This is a genomic window from Streptomyces sp. NPDC111507 (assembly GCF_055638955.1).
Map to the genome: position 1 here is coordinate 635,199 of NZ_JBVKBU010000002.1, position 17,009 is coordinate 652,207.

Genomic DNA, 17,009 nt, shown 5'->3' on the forward strand with positions numbered 1-17,009 from the left:
CCCCGGCCCGGGTGGCCCTGGCTCCGTCGTCCGAGAGCCCCAGCCCAGCGGGCTGAACTCCCTTGTCGGAGAGCCTCAGCCCGGGTGGACCTGGCTCCGTCGTTCGAGAGCCTCGGCCCAGCGGGCCGGACTCCCCTCCCCGAGAGACTCGGCCCAGTGGGCCGGACTCCCCTGGCCGTGGCCCCGGTCCTTACGGGCCTGGCTCTCCTGGCCCGTAAGGACCGGGGCGGTGCGGCCGTGGCACGGGGTCAGTGCCGGCCGGGCGGCAGCAGTTTGCGCAGCCGTTCCGGGAGGGTGGGGGCAGGGATGGTCAGGACGCGGCCGCCGGGGAGGGGGACGCGGAGCGGGAAGCGGAGCCGGCTGCCGCCCGCGAAGGGCGCGCCCACACCGGCCACGGCGCCGAGCGCCGCGCCGAGCGGGACGGCGTAGCGGAGCGCGTTCGCCGGGTCGGCCGGCGTGGTGCCCGCGGCCGTGGTCGCGACGGCCTTGCCACCGTCGTAGGAGGGCGCGCCGCTGGGCGTGGGGCTCGCGCTCCCGCCGCCACCCGATGCCGCGTCGCCGCCGCCCGTACCACCGCCGCCCGTACCGCCGCCGGAGGCGCCCCCGTCCGACGTACCGCCGGAGCCGCCATCCGTACCACCGGTGCCGCCGCCGCTCGATCCGCCGGAGGAACCGCCGTGCGTGGCGGACGGCCCGGTGTAGTCGGCGAGGGTGGTGGCGGCGTGGGTGGCCTTCGCGCGCAGCGTCTTCGACAGCGGGGCGTAGCCGATCGGGAGCCGGCCCGGGTCCGCGCCGGAGACCTGCCCGCTGCCTGCCGCGTACGTCAGCAGCGCCGCGTAGTCCTTGCGGGCGGCCGCGTCGAGCTTGCCGGGACGTACGGCCGCGTACACCAGCTGCGCAAGCGGGTACGCGCCCTTCGCGGTGGCCTTGGCCGGACTGATCTCGGCGGCGTGGGCGCCGGACGCGCTCGCCGCGGCGGCGGTGAGGGACGCGGTGGTGGGCGCGACGAACTTACCTGCCGTGTTGCGCAGCCGTGCGGTCTGCAGGCCGAACCGGGCGGCGGAGGCCGCGTCCGTGACCGTGATCACGAACCGGGAGCCCACCGTCTGCGGGCCGGGGTTCTTGTAGGCGGGCGGGCTGGCCAGCGGGTCCCAGGTCGCCTTCCACAGGCTGTCGGCGCGCCGGGTGTGCAGGGCGCCGGCGTGCATGTCCGTCACGTACGGATGGAAGTCGATCATGCACTGCTTCTCGGTGGCGCCGCTGTTCGCCGGAATCGTGCACCAGGGGTCGCTCTTGGGGTACGTGTCGGTGTTGGCCGGGTCGAAGGCAAACCCGGTCGGGTTCAGGTCCGCGTTGGTGCTGAAGTACGGGTTGACGCGCATCCCCCAGTCGTCGGACACGCCCGCGAGGAAGCTGCGGGCCTCCTTGTCGGAGAGGATCCACTGCCAGACCGCGCGAGCCGAGTCGCTGTGGCCGAGCGAGGTCAGCAGGTCGGTGTCGGTGGCCGGGGTCTCGGGGATCGACAGCTCCGCGAACTCAGGGTTGAGCGCGATGAACTCGGGGTCGGTCGCCAGGCCCGCCGGATTGTTCTTCGCCCAGCCGTAGCCGCTCGCGACGGTGGAGCCGAGGACCGCTCCCCAAGGGGAGTTGCGGTAGGACTCCGTAAGCAGCTTGGCGACCAGCCGGGGCGTGAGGTCGATGGACTCGACCTTGGTACCGGCGAGGCGACGGGCCGCGTCGGAGGCTCCGGCCTTCGGTCTGCGTTCGATGGTGAAGCCGATGACGGTGCCGGAAAGCGCGGTGGGCGAGTACACGGTGGTGTCCGTGGGTGCGGTCGTGCCGGTGTCCGCGCCGAGAGCCCGGGTGGTGAAGGCAAGCCCGAAGGCGCCGTTCGCGGTGAGGCGGGCGCGGGTGTCGGGCTCACCGAGCTCGGTGTAGCCGTACACCCTGCCGGCCGGGCACAGGGCCGCCTGCCAGCTGGTCATGGCGTCGGCGGCGAGTTCGCTGCCGGCGGTGGCCCGCTCGTCGGAGCCGAGGGCACAGTTGGCGCCGACCGGGTTGAAGCCGAGCTTGACGGCGATGCGGTTCTTCCAGTTGGTGGAGGAGACCGGGGAGCCGGCGTTGACCTGGCTGGTGTCGGCGTAGGGCTTGCCGTCGAGGTCGAGGTGGCCCTGCGGGACGATCACCAGCCAGCAGGAACGCGGTGCCGTACGGCCGTTCTCCGTCACCGGGACGCCACAGCCCAGGTGCGGGGCCTCGTTGGCGGTCTGCGCCTCGAAGAACTCCTGGCCGGTGCCGTCGGCGCCGGTGCGGGCGAAGTCGACCTCGTTGGTGGTGTTGTGGTTGAACAGGGAGTTGTTCTGGGTGCCGCTCGTGATCACCGTGCCGTCGACGGACTTGAAGGGCACCTCGCCCTGTCCTGAGACGCCACCGGCGCCGTAGCGGTCGTCCTGGCCGTAGTTGCTCGGGTCGGCACTGTAGAAGATCTTGCGGGAGTCGTCGTACTCGTTGCCCGGCCAGCTGCCCCGGTCGGTGGTCGGGGAGGCGCCGTACTGGCACTGGGTGCGTGACGGGCCCGGGTTGGCCGGGACGGTGCCGTCGTCGTCGCCCCAGCACTGCATGATCTGGACGAAGTCGGTGTTGAACAGCGTGCCCGCGAAGGTGCTCGGGGTGCCGCCGGTCCAGGAGACGGTGATCGCCTGGCTGGTGAGGTGCTCGGTTTGGCTGACCTTGAACTTCATGTCCTTGAACTCGCCGCGGCCGGAGACGGTGACGGCGGAGTCGGTGCCGCTCGCGGCGGTGGCAGGCTGGGCGGTCTGGGCGACCGCGAGGCCGGCGAGGGCTCCGGCGGCGGCGCCGGCGACGAGGCGCACCAGCAGCTTGCGTACGCGCTTCATCGCGCACCCCCGTCCATGACGTCCTTGGTGTCGTTCTTCTCGCCGCTCCCGGTGCGCCCGGCCATGGCCCGCGAGACGATGGACGGCAGGAGCAGCAGCCCGAGGACCAGGGCCGCGGCGAGCAGCATCAGTGTCTGGGTGGTGGTCCAGCCGCTGTGCCCGGCCACGGCGATCGGCTGGGCGAGGGCGATGGTGCCGTCCACGGCGGTGCCGCCGCCGGTCCCGGTACCCGATCCACCGCTGCTACTGGTACCGGTGCCGGGCGCCAGGGTCTGGCCGGTGTCGGGGTCGACGACGGGCTGGGCGCTGCCGCCCGTCGAGCCGCCGGTGCCGCCGCCGCTGCCCGAACTCCCGCCGCTCGTACCGCCGCTCGCGGAACCGCCCGACGTGCCGCCGCCACTCGTGCCGCCCGTCGATCCCGAATCCCCGGAGCCGCCGCCCGACTTGGCGCCGCCGCTGCCGGTGTTGCAGGCCGCGGCGCCCTTCTTGTCGCAGGCCGCCGGGTAGGGGGCGGTCTCGGCGAGCTTGTTGTGCCCGTCGCTGGAGAAGGTCGGGTTGTTGCAGCCCTTGATGTTGATGTTCTTCGTCTGCACGCCCGGGATGCGGCGGATCTGGTCGAAGCCCGCCTTCACCAGGTTGATCGGCAGCGGCGAGTAGCCGAGCTGGGGCATCTGCTGCTGGCCCTGGCACATGAAGTAGTACGAGAAGGCGCCGAGCGTCTTGCCCTTGGCCTCGGTGAAGGTGCCCTGCGCCTTCAGGGGCAGGATCATGTACGAGTAGCTGGACAGCGGGTAGTTGCGCTGGTCGCTGTCGTTGTAGACGCCGTCGAGCTGCTGGGTGAGGTAGTCGGCGGAGCTCTTGTTGGTGTTGATCCTCGCCTTGAGCAGCGAGACGGCGACGTTCTTCGGGGTCGGCTCGGTGTAGTAGCCCGCGTGGTTGAGGATCTTGGCGACCGGATAGCCCTCGTTGATGGCGTACGAGTAGTTGACGTAGCCGATGGCGCCCTCGCCGTAGTTCTGGGCGACGTAGCCCGCCACGCCCGGGTCGCCGGACTGGGCGATCATGCCGGACACGGTGGGGTAGTACGAGGTCTGCCCGCAGGCCCCGGAGCGGCCGACCTTGCCGCAGTAGGCCTGCCACAGCGACTTGTGCTGGTTGGTCATCCACATCGTGAACTGGGCGGTGGAGCCCGAACCGTCGGAGCGGACGACGGGGACGACGGGGCGGTGCGGCAGCTGGAGCCCCGGGTTGTCGGCCTTGATCACCGGGTCGTCCCAGGTCTTCACGACGCCGGTGAAGATCTTGGTGAGGACGTCTCCGGAGAGGCGGAGGTTGGTGACCCTCTTGCCGTTGACGGTCAGGTGGTACATGAAGGCGGTGCCGCCGGCCACGATCGGCATGTAGGCGTAGCTGTCGACCGACGGACGTTCGGCGGCCGAGCCGTCGGTCGGGTGGGTCTGGAACGGGATGTCCGAGACCGCGAAGTCGACGGTGCCGCTGAGGAATTGCCGGCGGCCGTCGGAGGAGCCGCCGCCGGCGTAGCTGATCCGCATGCCGTACTGGTTGACGGCCTTGCGCCACTGGTCGATGGCGTTCTCCGCCCACGTGGAGCCCGCGCCGGCGACCGGGGTGTAGCTCTCGGCCGCGGCGGGCGTGGCCGCGAGCCCGGCCAGCAGGCCGGCGATCACGCCGAACAGGGCGCCGAGGGTCGCAAGGGCGCGCAGGCGCCCGAGGACGGTATGGAGGTGGCTGCGCATCAGTCGTTCTCTCCGGGAGCGGTGGGGTCGGCTGTGGCGGACGCTTCGGTGCGGGGGGCGGCCTCGAACAGGGACAGGCCGGGGGCGTGCAGTTCGTCGAAGCGCGCCACGTCCTGCCGCGAGGCGCGGGCGGTGCGGCGGGCCTGACGCTTGGTCTGGTGGCCGGGGCCGCGACCGCCGATCACGCGGGCGATCACGAACAGCACCAGGACCAGGGCCATGAGGACGGCCGCCGCGCCGAAGCCGCGAGCGATCATGGTCGGCTGGGGCGACTTGACGAAGTTGAAGACGGCCAGCGGCAGGGACACCATCGGCCCGCTGGTGGGGTCGGCGTTGAGCGCCGGGTTGAAACCGGCGGTCAGCAGGACGGGAGAGGTCTCGCCGATGCCGCGCGCGGTGCCGAGGATGACGGCCGTGGCGAGCCCGGAGCGGGCGGTGGGCAGGATGACGTGCAGGACGGTGCGCCAGCGGGGTGCGCCGAGCGCCTCGGCCGCTTCGGTCAAGGTCCCCGGCACCAGCCGCAGCACGACGTCCGACGCGCGGATCACGATCGGCAGCATCATCACGCTGATCGCGAAGCCGGCCGCGAGCCCGGACTTCTGCATCCCGAGCCCGAGGATCCAGATGGCGAACACCATCAGGCCGGCCACGATCGAGGGCAACGCGGTCATTGCCTCGACCATGGTCCGCACGAACCGTGAGAAGCGGCCCGGGACCTGGTTCAGGTACACGGCGCAGGCGAGACCCAGCGGCACCGTGATCGCGAGCGCGATGGCGGTCATGATGAGGGTGCCGAGCATCGCGTGGGCGATGCCGCCGTTCGTCAGCGGGTCGAGCGGGCCGGCGGCCTGCATGTCCTCGGTGAAGAAGTTGAGGTGCAGCAGCGCCTCCCGGCCGCGCCAGGCGGTGAAGCCGACGATGAGCACGAGCGCGGTGAACAGCAGCATGGCCGCCGTCCACAGCACGACCGTCATCACCCGGTCGCGTACGGCCTGGCCGTCTTCTTCGAATCCCGTCAACACCGCGTAGATCGCGAGGAAGAGCAGGTAGGCGGTGACGGTGAAACCCAACGCGCCGGAGAACGGGGCGAGTTCGCCGTACAGCAGGATCGTGGCGCAGAGCCCGGAGGCGGCGGCGCCGGTGAGGGACAGCACGCCGGAGAGGCTGACGCCGCCGATACGGCGCGGCCGGTCGGGAGGCAGGGCGGGCTCCGCCGCGGCGGGCCCGGCGGCCAGGACGGGCTCCTGCGCCACGAGGTTCTCTTCTACGACGGTCATCTCATGCCTCGCTCTGTGCGCCGGACCGGGAGCGGGCCACGACCGAGGAGGCGGTGAAGTTGACCGACAGGGTGAGCAGGAACAGCGCGAGGCCCGCCGCCATCAGCGCCGACATGCCGAAGGGAGAGGCGTCGCCGTAGTGCAGGGCGATCAGCGACGAGACCGAGTTCGCGCCGGTCTGCAGGATGTGCGGCTGGATGACGAACACCGGCGAGATGATCAGATACACGGCGATGGTCTCGCCGAGCGCCCGGCCGAGGCCGAGCATCGTGCCACCGATGATGCCGCCCTTGCCGTACGGCAGGACGACCGCGCGGATCACCCCCCAGCGGGTGGCGCCGAGCGCGTAGGCTCCCTCGCGCTCGCCGGCCGGGGCCTGGGCGAAGACCTCGCGCATCACCGAGCACTGGATCGGCGCGACCATCAGCGCGACGACGATCCCGGCGACGAAGGTGGAGGCGGTGTAGACGCTGTCGGAAGCGAGCGGCTCGCCCGGCTGGGCTCCGTCCACCGTGAACAGCGGTATCCAGCCAAGCCAGGTGGACAGCCAGCGCGACAGTCCGATCACGTGCTGCTGGAGGAAGAACAGCCCCCACAGCCCGTACACGACCGACGGCACGGCCGCCATCAGGTCCACCATCGTCACCAGCGTGTAGCGCAGCCTGCGCGGTGCCACGTCGGTGATGAACAGCGCGGTCCCGATGGCCAGCGGCACCGAGATCGTCACCGCGACGACGGCGATCAGCAGGGTGCCGGTGAGCACGGCCGCGATGCCGAAGTTGTGGACGTCCGGCTGCCATGCGGCGGTGGTGAGGAAGGAGAACCCGGTGGCCTTGAGTGCCTGACCGGCTCTCAGCAGCAGGAAGAGGCCAACTCCCGCCATGACGGCGAGGACGACGACACCGCTGGCTGTCAGTTGGTACCGGAAGATCCGGTCACCGAGCCCACGAGCGGCGTGCGGCCGCCGGGGCACGGGTCTGTCGGAATCCGATCTGTCGGACTCCACATGTGCGGACGCCACGTGTGGTCCCCCCACTGCGTAAACGAAACAGGCGTGCGGCGACCGATTGGTGCCGTGCGGGGAGATTCAATGGCTGGATCGTGTCGGTCCAACGCGCGATCTATGGATGGTTGACGAACAACACGTGTCTGTTCGGTGCAACCGGTGTGGAGGAGATTCGGAGTTCCTGTGTATCGCCCGGACCGGGCCGCCGCCGCGAACTCAGGCGTGCAGCCTCTCGATCCTGGCCAGGAGGAGTTCGAGATCCCGCGTGGCACGGATGCAGAAGTCCTGGTCCCCGTGCTTGAGGTCGGACAGGACACCCGGGTACCCCGGAGCGGCTCCGGAGAGTGCGTCCCGCACCCTGCGTGGCTCGAGGTACCAGTTCTCGGCCGAGACGTCCGCGACCCACCCGACGTTTCCCTCGAACGTCTCGACGGTCGGCGGGATCGCCAGACGTACCCGGTCCCGCGGGTCGGCGTAGCGCCAGACGACCAAGGGCGGACGGACGAGGGAATCCAGCGGATCCACCCCGGCCGAGATCCGGAACCACGCGATCGTTCCGTGGACCCGCAGTGCCCGCAGCACCTCCGCCGGGCCGATCACGAGAACGGCCCGGCGAAACCCGCGGGCCCCGACGTCAGCCCCGGATCGATCGACTTCATCAGTCTCATGCGGTGACTCGCCGGACGGCGCACGGCTTCCCTACGCCGATGTCACCGCCGACAACCGGTGCACGTCCCGTGCCGTCCCCGTCACCCCGGACAGGAAGCCCTGGGCGCGCGGAGAGGCGTTCTCCGTCAGCCAGGCCGGGTCGATGTCACAGACGGCGACGCGGACCTCGGTGCCGGCCAGGGCCAGCGGCAGGGTGTGGACGACCGTGGAGGGGAAGCTGAGGATCGTGCGGCCGATGGGGCCGCGGCGGGCGATCAGTTCCAGGGGGAGGTCGGGGCGGACGATCTCCAGGCCCGTCTCCGCGGCCAGCCGGTGGAGTTTTTCGGCGCTCTCGCGGCGGTGGGCGAAGTAGCGGGTGGCGCCGTGGGACCTGGCGAGGGTGCGGACCGCCTGGAGATACCGGTCCCCGTCAACGACTCCCGTCTCGACGAGGGACGTGCCGACCAGGTCCGCGCCCTTGGTGAGGCGGGGCGGCCCGAAGCGGGCCCGGGTCCAGGAGAAGTCGTTGGCGGTGACGCGCACACCGATCGGGGTCTCGTCGATCGGCATCGAGGAGAACACCTCGACCGTACGGCGGTCACTGGGCGTCAGCCGGCGCCTGGCCGAGGAGGACACCGGGGCGAAGAGCAGGTCACGCGGGCCCGGGCGGCCACCCTTGCGGTGCCAGCGGACCAGGCGTTCGCCACGGGCCAGCTGGGCGACGAACTCCATCGTCGCCGTGCCGTCGTCGACCACGACCAGGTCGGGGGCGCGGGTGATGGTCAGGAGGAGTTGCACATAGCGGGAGAACGGGTCTCCCATGACGATGCGGCGGGCCCTGCGCAGCAGCGGGGCGAGGCCGCCGATGGTGTGGAAGGGCGCCGTGGTGCCACCGCGCGCCTCCTCCCAGCGGACCGAGTGGCCCTCGTCGCGGGCCAGTTCGGCCATGCGGCGCAGTTGGCCACGGGTCATCGGGTCGTTGGGGGACAGGACGACGAGGGTGAGCCCCGCGCCGGGCGCCGTGCCGTGTTGGGCAGAGGTGTGTGCCCATTCCAGCACGTTCAGGAGCTGTACCGGACTCTCGACGAAGGCGAGAGTGTGGGGGCCGGTGGATCCGGCGCGGGGGCTCATCGACGTACGACCGTCCTGTCGTAAGGAGTTGTCGTAGGGAGGTGGAAGGTAACGCGTGGGGGGTTCTGGAGGTCAGGACCTCAGACCGTGACCGGCTCGCCCGCGGCCGCGGCGATCTCGGACTCGGCGACGACGCCCGTGACGCGGCGCAGCTTCTTCATGGGGCCGAGCTCGGACTCGTAGACCTTCTTGACACCGTCGCCGAGGGAGGCCTCGATGGTGCGGATGTCGCGGACGAGGCGGGTGAGGCCCTGCGGCTCGACGGAGGCGGCCTGGTCGGAGCCCCACATCGCGCGGTCCAGGGTGATGTGACGCTCGACGAAGGTGGCGCCCAGGGCGACCGCGGCCAGCGTGGTCTGCAGGCCCGTCTCGTGGCCGGAGTAGCCGATCGGGACGTTCGGGTACTCGGCCTGGAGGGTGTTGATGACGCGGAGGTTGAGCTCCTCGGCCTTCGCCGGGTACGTCGAGGTGGCGTGGCAGAGCAGGATGTTGTCGCTGCCCAGGACCTCCACCGCGTGGCGGATCTGCTTCGGGGTCGACATGCCCGTGGAGAGGATGACCGTGCGGCCGGTGGCGCGCAGGGAGCGCAGCAGCTCGTCGTCGGTGAGGGACGCGGAGGCGACCTTGTGGGCGGGGACGTCGAACTTCTCGAGGAAGGCGACGGCCTCGGTGTCCCACGGGGAGGCGAACCAGTCGATGTTCTTGCTCTTGGCGTACTCGTCGATCTGGCGGTACTCGTCCTCACCGAACTCCACGCGGTGGCGGTAGTCGATGTAGGTCATGCGGCCCCAGGGGGTGTCGCGCTCGATGTCCCACTGGTCGCGCGGGGTGCAGATCTCCGGGGTGCGCTTCTGGAACTTGACCGCGTCGCAGCCGGCCTCGGCGGCGGCGTCGATCAGCTTGAAGGCGTTCTCGAGCTCGCCGTTGTGGTTGATGCCGATCTCGCCGACGACGTAGACGGGGTGGCCGGGACCGGCGGTCTTCGAACCGAACTGGCGCAGACGGGAGTTGGTGCTCATGGTGGAGAAGTTCCTTACTTGTCGAGGGAGTCGAGAGAAGGGCCGAGGATCCAGCTGGCGATCTCTCGGATCGCGCCGTCGCCGCCGGGGACGGTGGTGACCGCGCGTGCGGCGCCGCGCACGACGTCGTGGGCGCTCGCGACCGCCACGGGCCAGCCCACGAGGGCGAAGCACGGGAGGTCGTTGACGTCGTTGCCGACGTAGAGCACGCGCTCAGGCGCGATGCCCTGCTCCTCGCACCACTGCTTCAGTGCGAGGTCCTTGCGGTCGATGCCGTGCAGGACCGGAATCTTGAGCTTCCGGGCCCGGGCGGCGACCACCGGGTTCTGTTCCGAGGACAGGATCAGCATCGTCAGCCCGCTCTTGCGGAGGGCGGCGATACCGAGGCCGTCCCCGCGGTGCACGGAGACGAACTCCCGTCCGTCGGAGTCGATCAGCACCCTGTCGTCGGTCTGGGTGCCGTCGAAGTCGAGGACGACCGCGTCGATGTCTTCCGCGGTCGGGAGCGAACCAGGCCGGTTCGCGTCGAAGAGGGGGGCCAGCGCGCGGGCGCGGGCGAGGTCGTGCGGATCGTCGATCTCCAGCACGCGGGCCGGGTCGGTGCGGACGAGCTCCGTGCGGCCGAAGAAGCGGTGCTGGTGCTTGCGCAGGCCCGCCGCGTCCATGGCGTAGGCCGCGCCGGTCTCCAGGAGGTCCTGGGGCCGGTCCTGGCGGCGGGGCCGGAAGGACTTGTCGTGGTTGACGCCGTTGCCGCCCTCGGTGGACTCCTCGGCGGCGTCGCGCCAGATGAAGCCGTGGAAGTTGGCCACCGTCAGCGCGGTGTCGGCACCGTTCTCGACGACCGCCCCGGCGACCCCGTCGATGTCCTCCCGCGTGATGAACGGGCTGGTGCACTGGACGAGCAGGACCACGTCGACCGCGGATCCGTGCAGCGCCTCGTGGGCTTCCAGGGCGTGCAGGACGGCGGCCTCGGAGGTGGCGGTGTCGCCGGCGATGGCGGCGGGGCGCAGGACGACCTCGGCGCCCGCCTCACGGGCGGCGGCGGCGATCGCCTGGTCGTCGGTGGAGACCACCACGTCCGTGACGAGCCGCGTCGCCCGGCACTCGCGCACCGCGCGGGCCACCAGCGGCACTCCGCCGACCGGGAGGAGGTTCTTGGCGGGGACGCCCTTGGAGCCGCCGCGCGCGGGAATCACCGCGAGCACCCGGCGCACCGGCGCCGCGTGACCCGCTTCCGAGTTGGTCATGCGCTGTTCTCCTTGACGAGGGACACGGGGGAAGGCTTGAGGGACCGGCGGAAGGCCTGAGGGATCGACGGTGGTCACAGCTCCCCCATCCGCCGGATCACGGGGGCCACGCGCTGCACTCCGTGGCGGTAGGCGCCGCGGGCCGCCCGGCGGACGATCTGCCGTACGGGGCTGGGCTCCTTGTCGGCCGCGGGGGCGCCGGGCAGCGGGCTGCCGTCCGGGGCGAGGTGGTGGCGGGCGAGGATCCCGGGGAGGTAGCCGGGGGCGGTGACGGGCGTGTAGTAGGGGGCGAGGGGCAGCAGTCCGGGGGCCGCCAGCAGGCCGGTGATCCGGGCGCGCGCCTCGTCGAAGGCCGTCTCGTACTGGCCGTCGGCGGCGACGCCCTGCCGGGCCACCCACACCGGGTCGGGTGCCGGCTCGTGTCCGGCGTCGAGCTGGTCCCAGGAGGCGAGGCAGCCGGAGCCCACGAAGTGGTGGTTACCGAGCGCCTCGCGCACCCCGAGGTCGCTGAGGACGACGGTGGGGATGCGGCGGTGCAGGGACTCCAGGGCCGCCGTGGAGCTGATGGTGACCAGCAGGTCGGTGCGGTCGAGCACCTCACCCATGTGGCCGTACACCAGCCGGAAGTTGGCGGGCAGGTCGGTCTTCTGCGCCAGCTTCTGGTAGGGCAGTTCCTCGATGTGCGTGGTGTGCTCGCCCGGCTTGGAGCGCAGCTTCAGCAGCACCTCGCGGTCCGGGTGGAGGCGGGCGTGCTGGATCAGCCGGTTCAGCAGGTACGTACGGTCCTTGCGGTTCTCCGGGACCGAGGGCTGGGCGGCGAAGACGACCGTGTACGGGTCGTGCTTCTCGTAGGCGGCGCCACCCAGGAAGGGCAGTGCCACCTCCGTCACCGAGGAGGCGTCGGCGCCCACTCCCTCGTACACGGCCCGGAAGCGTTCCGCGTCCTGCCGGGAGTTCGCGAGGACGAGGTCCGCGCCGTGCCGCAGCAGCAGGCCGTCGGCGAGCTTCTCGTAGACGACGCCGACATAGCCGGTGACGACCACGGGCCGCTTGCTCCGTCCCTCCCACACATGCGCCAGGCCGTGCAGGATCGCCTGCACACCGCCGCCCACGAGGGCGATGACGAGGACGTCGTACGGCTCCCCTTCCATGGCGCGCAGGAATTCGACGGCGGTGACCTCGCGGAGGGAATCCGCGCGGACGCCGACTTCTTCGAGCTGGCGGGCGGTGGGGGTGGCTCGGCCGCGCAGGAGATAGCCGTCGAGCAGAATGTCCGATTCAGCCGGTGAAATGCGATTCGCGGTGAGCGAACCCCATTTCCACCGGGTGTCGGAATCCGCGAGAACGGCGACCCGCAGGGACTTCCTGGTACTTGCTGGCACGTCCAAGACGCTAGGAAGCCATTCCGAGTTGCGGCCCAACCTGAATGCAACAAACGGTTAACAGCACATCGACGAATGGCGAATCAGGCCGTGATCGCGCCGGAAATCAGCTGGGTTCACTGCTTCGCCACGCGTCGTTCACCTGACATCTCACCAACGGTCAAGACGAATGCCGGGCCGCCGCCTAACGTCACGTGGGTGGTCAAGCTCTCCGTCATCGTGCCGTTCTACAACGTGCAGCAATATGCACCCGACACCTTGAAGAGCCTGCGTGCGAACGCACGTGAGGACTTCGAATTCGTTCTCGTGGACGACTGTTCACGAGACGAGACTCCGGACATTCTCGCGCGCGCGGAGCGCGAGCTCCCCGGCGCGGTGTATGTCAGACACGAGAAGAACGGAGGACTGGCGACCGCGCGCAACACGGGCATCGACGCCGCGCACGGCGAATACCTCACGTTCCTCGACGGGGACGACTGGCTCGCCCCCGGCTATTACGAACAACTTGTTGCCTCCATCGAACAGCTGGGCTGCGACTTCGTCCGTACGGACCATGTCCAGTGCACCGCGCGGGCCCGCACCATCCACAGGGTCCCGCACGGCCGGCGCGGAGTGGTACTGAACCCCCGCGACGCGATACTGCCCGCCGACCGCTCCACCTCCGTCGACTACGCCTACGCCTGGGCGGGCATCTACCACCGCCGGCTGGTCGACCGGGGGCTGCTGCACTTCACCGACGGCCTGCGGACGGCCGAGGACCGGCCCTGGATCTGGAAGCTGCACCGGGAGGCGGAATCCTTCGCCACGGTGGGGCTTCTCGGTGTGTTCTACCGGCGTGGTGTGGCCTCCTCCCTCACCCAGATCGGGGACGTGCGCCAGCTCGACTTCATTCGCGCGTTCGACCAGGTGGTGGCGGAAACCGCGGCGGACCGCGACGCCGAAAAACTCCTGCCCAAGGCCGTGCGCACCTATTGCGCGATTATTTCCCATCATCTGGGATCCATCGAAAGGTTCGAGCCGGCAGTGGCACGGAAACTGAAGTCGATGAGCGCCGTCGCCCTGCGGAACATGCCGCAGGACGTGCTCGACGACGCCCTCGACTCGATGGACATGCAGCGCGCCACGCGGCTGCGCCGGCTGCGCCGCCGTCCGGCTTCCACCACGGGGGTGGCCGCGTGACCACCCAGATCTTCATGGCGTCCACGCTGTACGGCACGGCCACGCTCGCCGCGGCCCTGGACACCGACTGCTTCCGCCCCGCCGACCGGCGCATCCTGCTCGTCTCCAACAACGCGGCGACGCCCGAGACGACGCCCGGCCTCGACGAGATGCCCGGGTTCGAACAGCTGCGCGGCCGCTTCGACGACGTGATCTCGTGGAACGAGACCATCTCCCCCTTCCACCCGGGCGGCTGGGCCCCGCGGCCCGACGACGTCCCCCTGTGGGAGCGGCACCTGCGGCTCGCCTGGAACCTCGGCGACGACGACATCGAGCTGGCCGTCGAGTCGATCCAGGTCAACCCGGCGCTCGGCATCTCGCAGATCTTCATGGGCGCGCCCGTCACCGTGTACGCGGACGGCCTGATGAGCTACGGCCCCACCCGCAACAAGATCGACCCGCTGGTCGGCACGCGCGTGACCCGCCTGCTCCACCTGGACCTCGTCCCCGGCCTCAAGCCGCTGCTCCTCACCGAGTTCGGCGTCGAGCCGGAGATCGTGCCGACGGACGCGTTCTCGAAGGTGCTCGCCGAGCTGGTCGACACCGGCGACGAGCTGCCCTTCGTCGACGAACCGGCCCTCCTGCTCGGCCAGTACCTCTCCGCGCTGGACATCCTCACCGCCGAGGAGGAGGAGAACCTCCACGTACGGATGCTGAAGGGCGCCCTCGCGCTCGGCCACACGCGCGTGGTGTTCAAGCCGCATCCCTCGGCCCCGGCCCGCTGGTCGCGCCTGCTGGAGAAGGAGGCCGAGAAGCTCGGCGCCGACCTCACCGTGCTCGACACCCCGGTCCTCGCCGAGGTGCTCTACCAGCGGATGCGCCCCGCCCTGGTGGTCGGCTGCTTCTCCACCGCGCTGCTCACCGCGTCGGCGTTGTACGGCCTGCCGGTCGCCCGCGTCGGCACCGGCCCCCTCCTCGACCGTCTCACGCCGTACGAGAACAGCAACCGCGTCCCCGTCACGATCGTGGACGCGCTGCTGCCCGAACTGACAGACGAGTCGGCGGTCAACGAACAGCGCCAAGGCATGGACGTGACGGCACTGACGGACCTCGTCCGGGCCGTCGGCTTCGCGATGCAGCCGAAGATCTACCCGGACCTGCGCCCGGCCGCCGAGGCCTACCTGACCAGGCATCTGAACCACCACACCCGGCGCTACTTCAAGCGCAAGCGCCTCACCTCGCTGGCGCTGCCCGGCGCGGTCCCGGCGCAGCTGGCGTTCATCCCGCGCAACGCCACCGTGCGCCGCGTGGCACGCCGCGCCCGCTCGCTGAAGCGCGCGGTAGGTCGCTGATCCGGTTCCTGGGCCGGGCCGCCGCGGGCCGGTCCGGGAACCCGAAACGACATACAGGTGAACACGCACAGACCGTCGGGCGAATCGTCGATCAGACGGCCAGGTAAACCTTATTAATCGGATTAGTGTGCTGTGGGTCCACTGAGTCCCGTTGAGGGGAAACCTGTGATCGACTCGCGCGAGGCCGTCCAAGTGGCCTCCACGGGCACCGTGGCCCGCACCGTCCTGCCGCCCACGGACGCACCGCCCCCCGCGAAACCGGCCAAGCCCCGCGAGACGCGGCTGCGCGCACTGGACGGACTGCGGCTGGTCGCCGCGCTGATGGTGGCCGCGTACCACTACGGCGGGCGCGACGGCGAGGTCGCGAAAGCCTGGGGCAGCTCGCCGCGCCACCAGTTCCCCGTGCTGCACGGGTACTTCGCGTACGGCTGCCTGGGCGTTCAGGTGTTCTTCGTGATCAGTGGCTTCGTCATCTGCATGAGCGGCTGGGGCCGCCCGCTGCGCTCGTTCTTCGCCTCCCGCGCCTCCCGGCTGCTGCCCGCGTACTGGGCCGCCATCATCCTGGTGACGGTGGTGTTCGCGCTGCCGATGGTCGCGTTCAAAACGGTCTCGCCGAGCGACACCCTGGTCAACTTCACGATGCTGCAGTACCCGCTCGGCGTCGACCGGGTGCTGGGCGTGTGCTGGACGCTGTGGGCGGAGGTCCGCTTCTACGCCCTCTTCGCGCTGTGCATCGTGCTGCCCGGCGCGAACCGCCGCCGCGTGATCATGTTCTGTGCCGGCTGGACGCTGGCCTACGTCATCGCGCAGGGCGCCAAGATGCCGCTGCTGGACATCGTCCTGATGCCCCAGTACGCGCCGTACTTCATCGGCGGCGTCGGCCTCTACCTGGTGCACCGCGACCGCAAGGACGTGTACGCCTGGGGCATCGTGGCCGTGAGCTGGCTGATCGGCCAGCACTACGCGGTGCAGGGGCTGTGGCACGCCCCGCAGGCCAACGGCTTCTCCTACCGCACCACCTACGGCATCGTCCTCGTCGTCACCTTCGGCTACGTCGCGGTCGCCGCGATCGCCCTGGGCTGGCTGCGCTGGGCCAACTGGCGCTGGCTGACGGTCGCGGGCGCGCTGACGTACCCCTTCTACCTCGTCCACGAGCACCTGGGCTGGGTCGTCATCAAGGCTCTCCACCAGGGGCTGCACATCCCGTCGTACGCCACGTTCCTGCTGACGGCGGCGAGCATGCTGGTCCTGGCCTGGCTCCTCAACCGGTACGTGGAGAACTGGCTGACGCCCAAACTGCGCACGGCGCTGGCGAAGCCCCGGCCGACCGTGGGGGCGTCCCGGCCGTAGGGCGCACCGCGGGTTCAGCCGATCCCGTACCGCGTCCCGATCCCCGCGATCACCAGGGCCAGCCCTTCTTCGAAGTGCTGGTCGTAGTCCTCGAACATCTCCGCGCCCGCCGCGGCCGACAGAGGGAAGTCGGCCATCCGGCGGGCGCGGTCGTCCACGTCGTATCCCGCGCGGCGCTCGCCGGGGAGCGGCTGGACGCCCTGCTCCTCGGTGACGAACCCGAGGGTGTAGAAGTAGGCCGTCATGGCCGCACGGACCGCCTGGGCGAGGGTGAAGCCCGCGTCCGTGAGCAGGCGCAGGTGCTGTTCCATCTCGACCGCGTGCAGAGCGCCGGTGAAGCGTGAGCCGCTGAAGACCTTGGCACCGTCGCGGTAGCTCAACAGCGCGGCGCGCAGTGCGCGGTTGGCCGCCAGGAGCCGCTCCTGCCAGGTGGCGCCGGAGTCGACCGGCGCGGTCTCGGTCATCCGGCGGTACATCTCCGTCGCCATCTCGTCGAGCAGCGCCTGTTTGTCCTTGAAGTGCCAGTACAGGGCGGGCGCCTTGACGTCCAGCTCCTTGGCGATGGCGCGCAGGGTCAGGCCCTCCAGTCCCCCCTCGTTCAGGAGCCTCAGGGCGGTGTCCGCGACGCGCTTGCGGTCGAGCGGCGCTCTTCGTTCCGTACTCACACTTGACAACTTAACACCGTTAAGGCCACGCTCGGAAACGCCGGAACTTAACAGCGTTAAGGAGAGTGTGGTCATGGCAGCACAGGCAACGGTGACGGGCGCGGGCCGGAACATCGGCTC

13 protein-coding genes are annotated in these 17,009 nt (G+C 70.5%); 3 read left to right on the top strand and 10 right to left on the bottom strand.

Annotated elements, in window-relative coordinates; all coding sequences use genetic code 11:
• Nucleotides 1–248 precede the first annotated feature (248 nt).
• The 9 genes from ACZ7M2_RS10385 to ACZ7M2_RS10425 all read right to left on the bottom strand — a co-directional run bounded on the left by ACZ7M2_RS10385 (nucleotide 249) and on the right by ACZ7M2_RS10425 (nucleotide 12,364).
• Nucleotides 249–2,897 (bottom strand): hypothetical protein, encoded by a 2,649-nt coding sequence (locus ACZ7M2_RS10385; protein WP_471594905.1) that lies wholly within the window; start codon nucleotides 2,895–2,897, stop codon nucleotides 249–251.
• Nucleotides 2,894–4,654, bottom strand: coding sequence for a phosphate ABC transporter substrate-binding protein PstS (pstS, locus tag ACZ7M2_RS10390; protein ID WP_471594906.1), 1,761 nt, complete (start codon nucleotides 4,652–4,654; stop codon nucleotides 2,894–2,896). The genes ACZ7M2_RS10385 and pstS overlap by 4 nt, the downstream gene beginning before the upstream one ends.
• Nucleotides 4,654–5,931, bottom strand: coding sequence for a phosphate ABC transporter permease PstA (pstA, locus tag ACZ7M2_RS10395; protein WP_355308975.1), 1,278 nt, complete (start codon nucleotides 5,929–5,931; stop codon nucleotides 4,654–4,656). Before pstA ends, pstS begins: the two co-directional genes overlap by 1 nt.
• Before the next feature lies 1 nt (nucleotide 5,932).
• Nucleotides 5,933–6,904, bottom strand: a complete 972-nt coding sequence (pstC, locus tag ACZ7M2_RS10400) for a phosphate ABC transporter permease subunit PstC (RefSeq protein ID WP_471594907.1) — start codon at nucleotides 6,902–6,904, stop codon at nucleotides 5,933–5,935.
• 249 nt (nucleotides 6,905–7,153) lie between these two features.
• Nucleotides 7,154–7,537, bottom strand: a complete 384-nt coding sequence (locus ACZ7M2_RS10405; protein ID WP_351308362.1) for a hypothetical protein — start codon at nucleotides 7,535–7,537, stop codon at nucleotides 7,154–7,156.
• A 99-nt stretch (nucleotides 7,538–7,636) separates the two neighbouring features.
• Entirely contained in the window at nucleotides 7,637–8,716 is a 1,080-nt protein-coding gene (locus tag ACZ7M2_RS10410) for a hypothetical protein (RefSeq protein WP_471594908.1), read from the bottom strand.
• Nucleotides 8,717–8,796: 80 nt separating this feature from the next.
• On the bottom strand, nucleotides 8,797–9,735 hold the full coding sequence (locus ACZ7M2_RS10415) for an N-acetylneuraminate synthase family protein (RefSeq protein ID WP_352049115.1): 939 nt from the start codon (nucleotides 9,733–9,735) through the stop codon (nucleotides 8,797–8,799).
• A 14-nt stretch (nucleotides 9,736–9,749) separates the two neighbouring features.
• The gene (locus tag ACZ7M2_RS10420) at nucleotides 9,750–10,982 is read right to left on the bottom strand and encodes a cytidylyltransferase domain-containing protein (protein ID WP_471594909.1); all 1,233 of its coding nucleotides are present in this window, start codon (nucleotides 10,980–10,982) and stop codon (nucleotides 9,750–9,752) included.
• A 74-nt stretch (nucleotides 10,983–11,056) separates the two neighbouring features.
• Complete coding sequence (locus ACZ7M2_RS10425; RefSeq protein ID WP_471594910.1) at nucleotides 11,057–12,364, bottom strand: DUF6716 putative glycosyltransferase; 1,308 nt, start codon at nucleotides 12,362–12,364, stop codon at nucleotides 11,057–11,059.
• A 198-nt stretch (nucleotides 12,365–12,562) separates the two neighbouring features.
• Between ACZ7M2_RS10425 and ACZ7M2_RS10430 the strand changes: the two genes are divergently transcribed.
• From ACZ7M2_RS10430 to ACZ7M2_RS10440, 3 genes are all read left to right on the top strand, one after another.
• Nucleotides 12,563–13,543 carry a glycosyltransferase family 2 protein gene (locus ACZ7M2_RS10430; RefSeq protein WP_352049177.1) on the top strand — a complete coding sequence of 327 codons (981 nt, stop codon included), beginning with the start codon at nucleotides 12,563–12,565 and terminating at the stop codon, nucleotides 13,541–13,543.
• Nucleotides 13,540–14,874, top strand: a complete 1,335-nt coding sequence (locus tag ACZ7M2_RS10435; protein ID WP_471594911.1) for an alpha-2,8-polysialyltransferase family protein — start codon at nucleotides 13,540–13,542, stop codon at nucleotides 14,872–14,874. Before ACZ7M2_RS10430 ends, ACZ7M2_RS10435 begins: the two co-directional genes overlap by 4 nt.
• A 225-nt stretch (nucleotides 14,875–15,099) precedes the next feature.
• Nucleotides 15,100–16,224, top strand: coding sequence for an acyltransferase family protein (locus ACZ7M2_RS10440; RefSeq protein WP_471595220.1), 1,125 nt, complete (start codon nucleotides 15,100–15,102; stop codon nucleotides 16,222–16,224).
• A gap of 14 nt (nucleotides 16,225–16,238) precedes the next feature.
• On the opposite strand, the gene ACZ7M2_RS10445 is transcribed toward ACZ7M2_RS10440, so the two are convergent.
• On the bottom strand, nucleotides 16,239–16,889 hold the full coding sequence (locus ACZ7M2_RS10445) for a TetR/AcrR family transcriptional regulator C-terminal domain-containing protein (RefSeq protein WP_471594912.1): 651 nt from the start codon (nucleotides 16,887–16,889) through the stop codon (nucleotides 16,239–16,241).
• Between the last annotated feature and the right edge of the window lie 120 nt (nucleotides 16,890–17,009).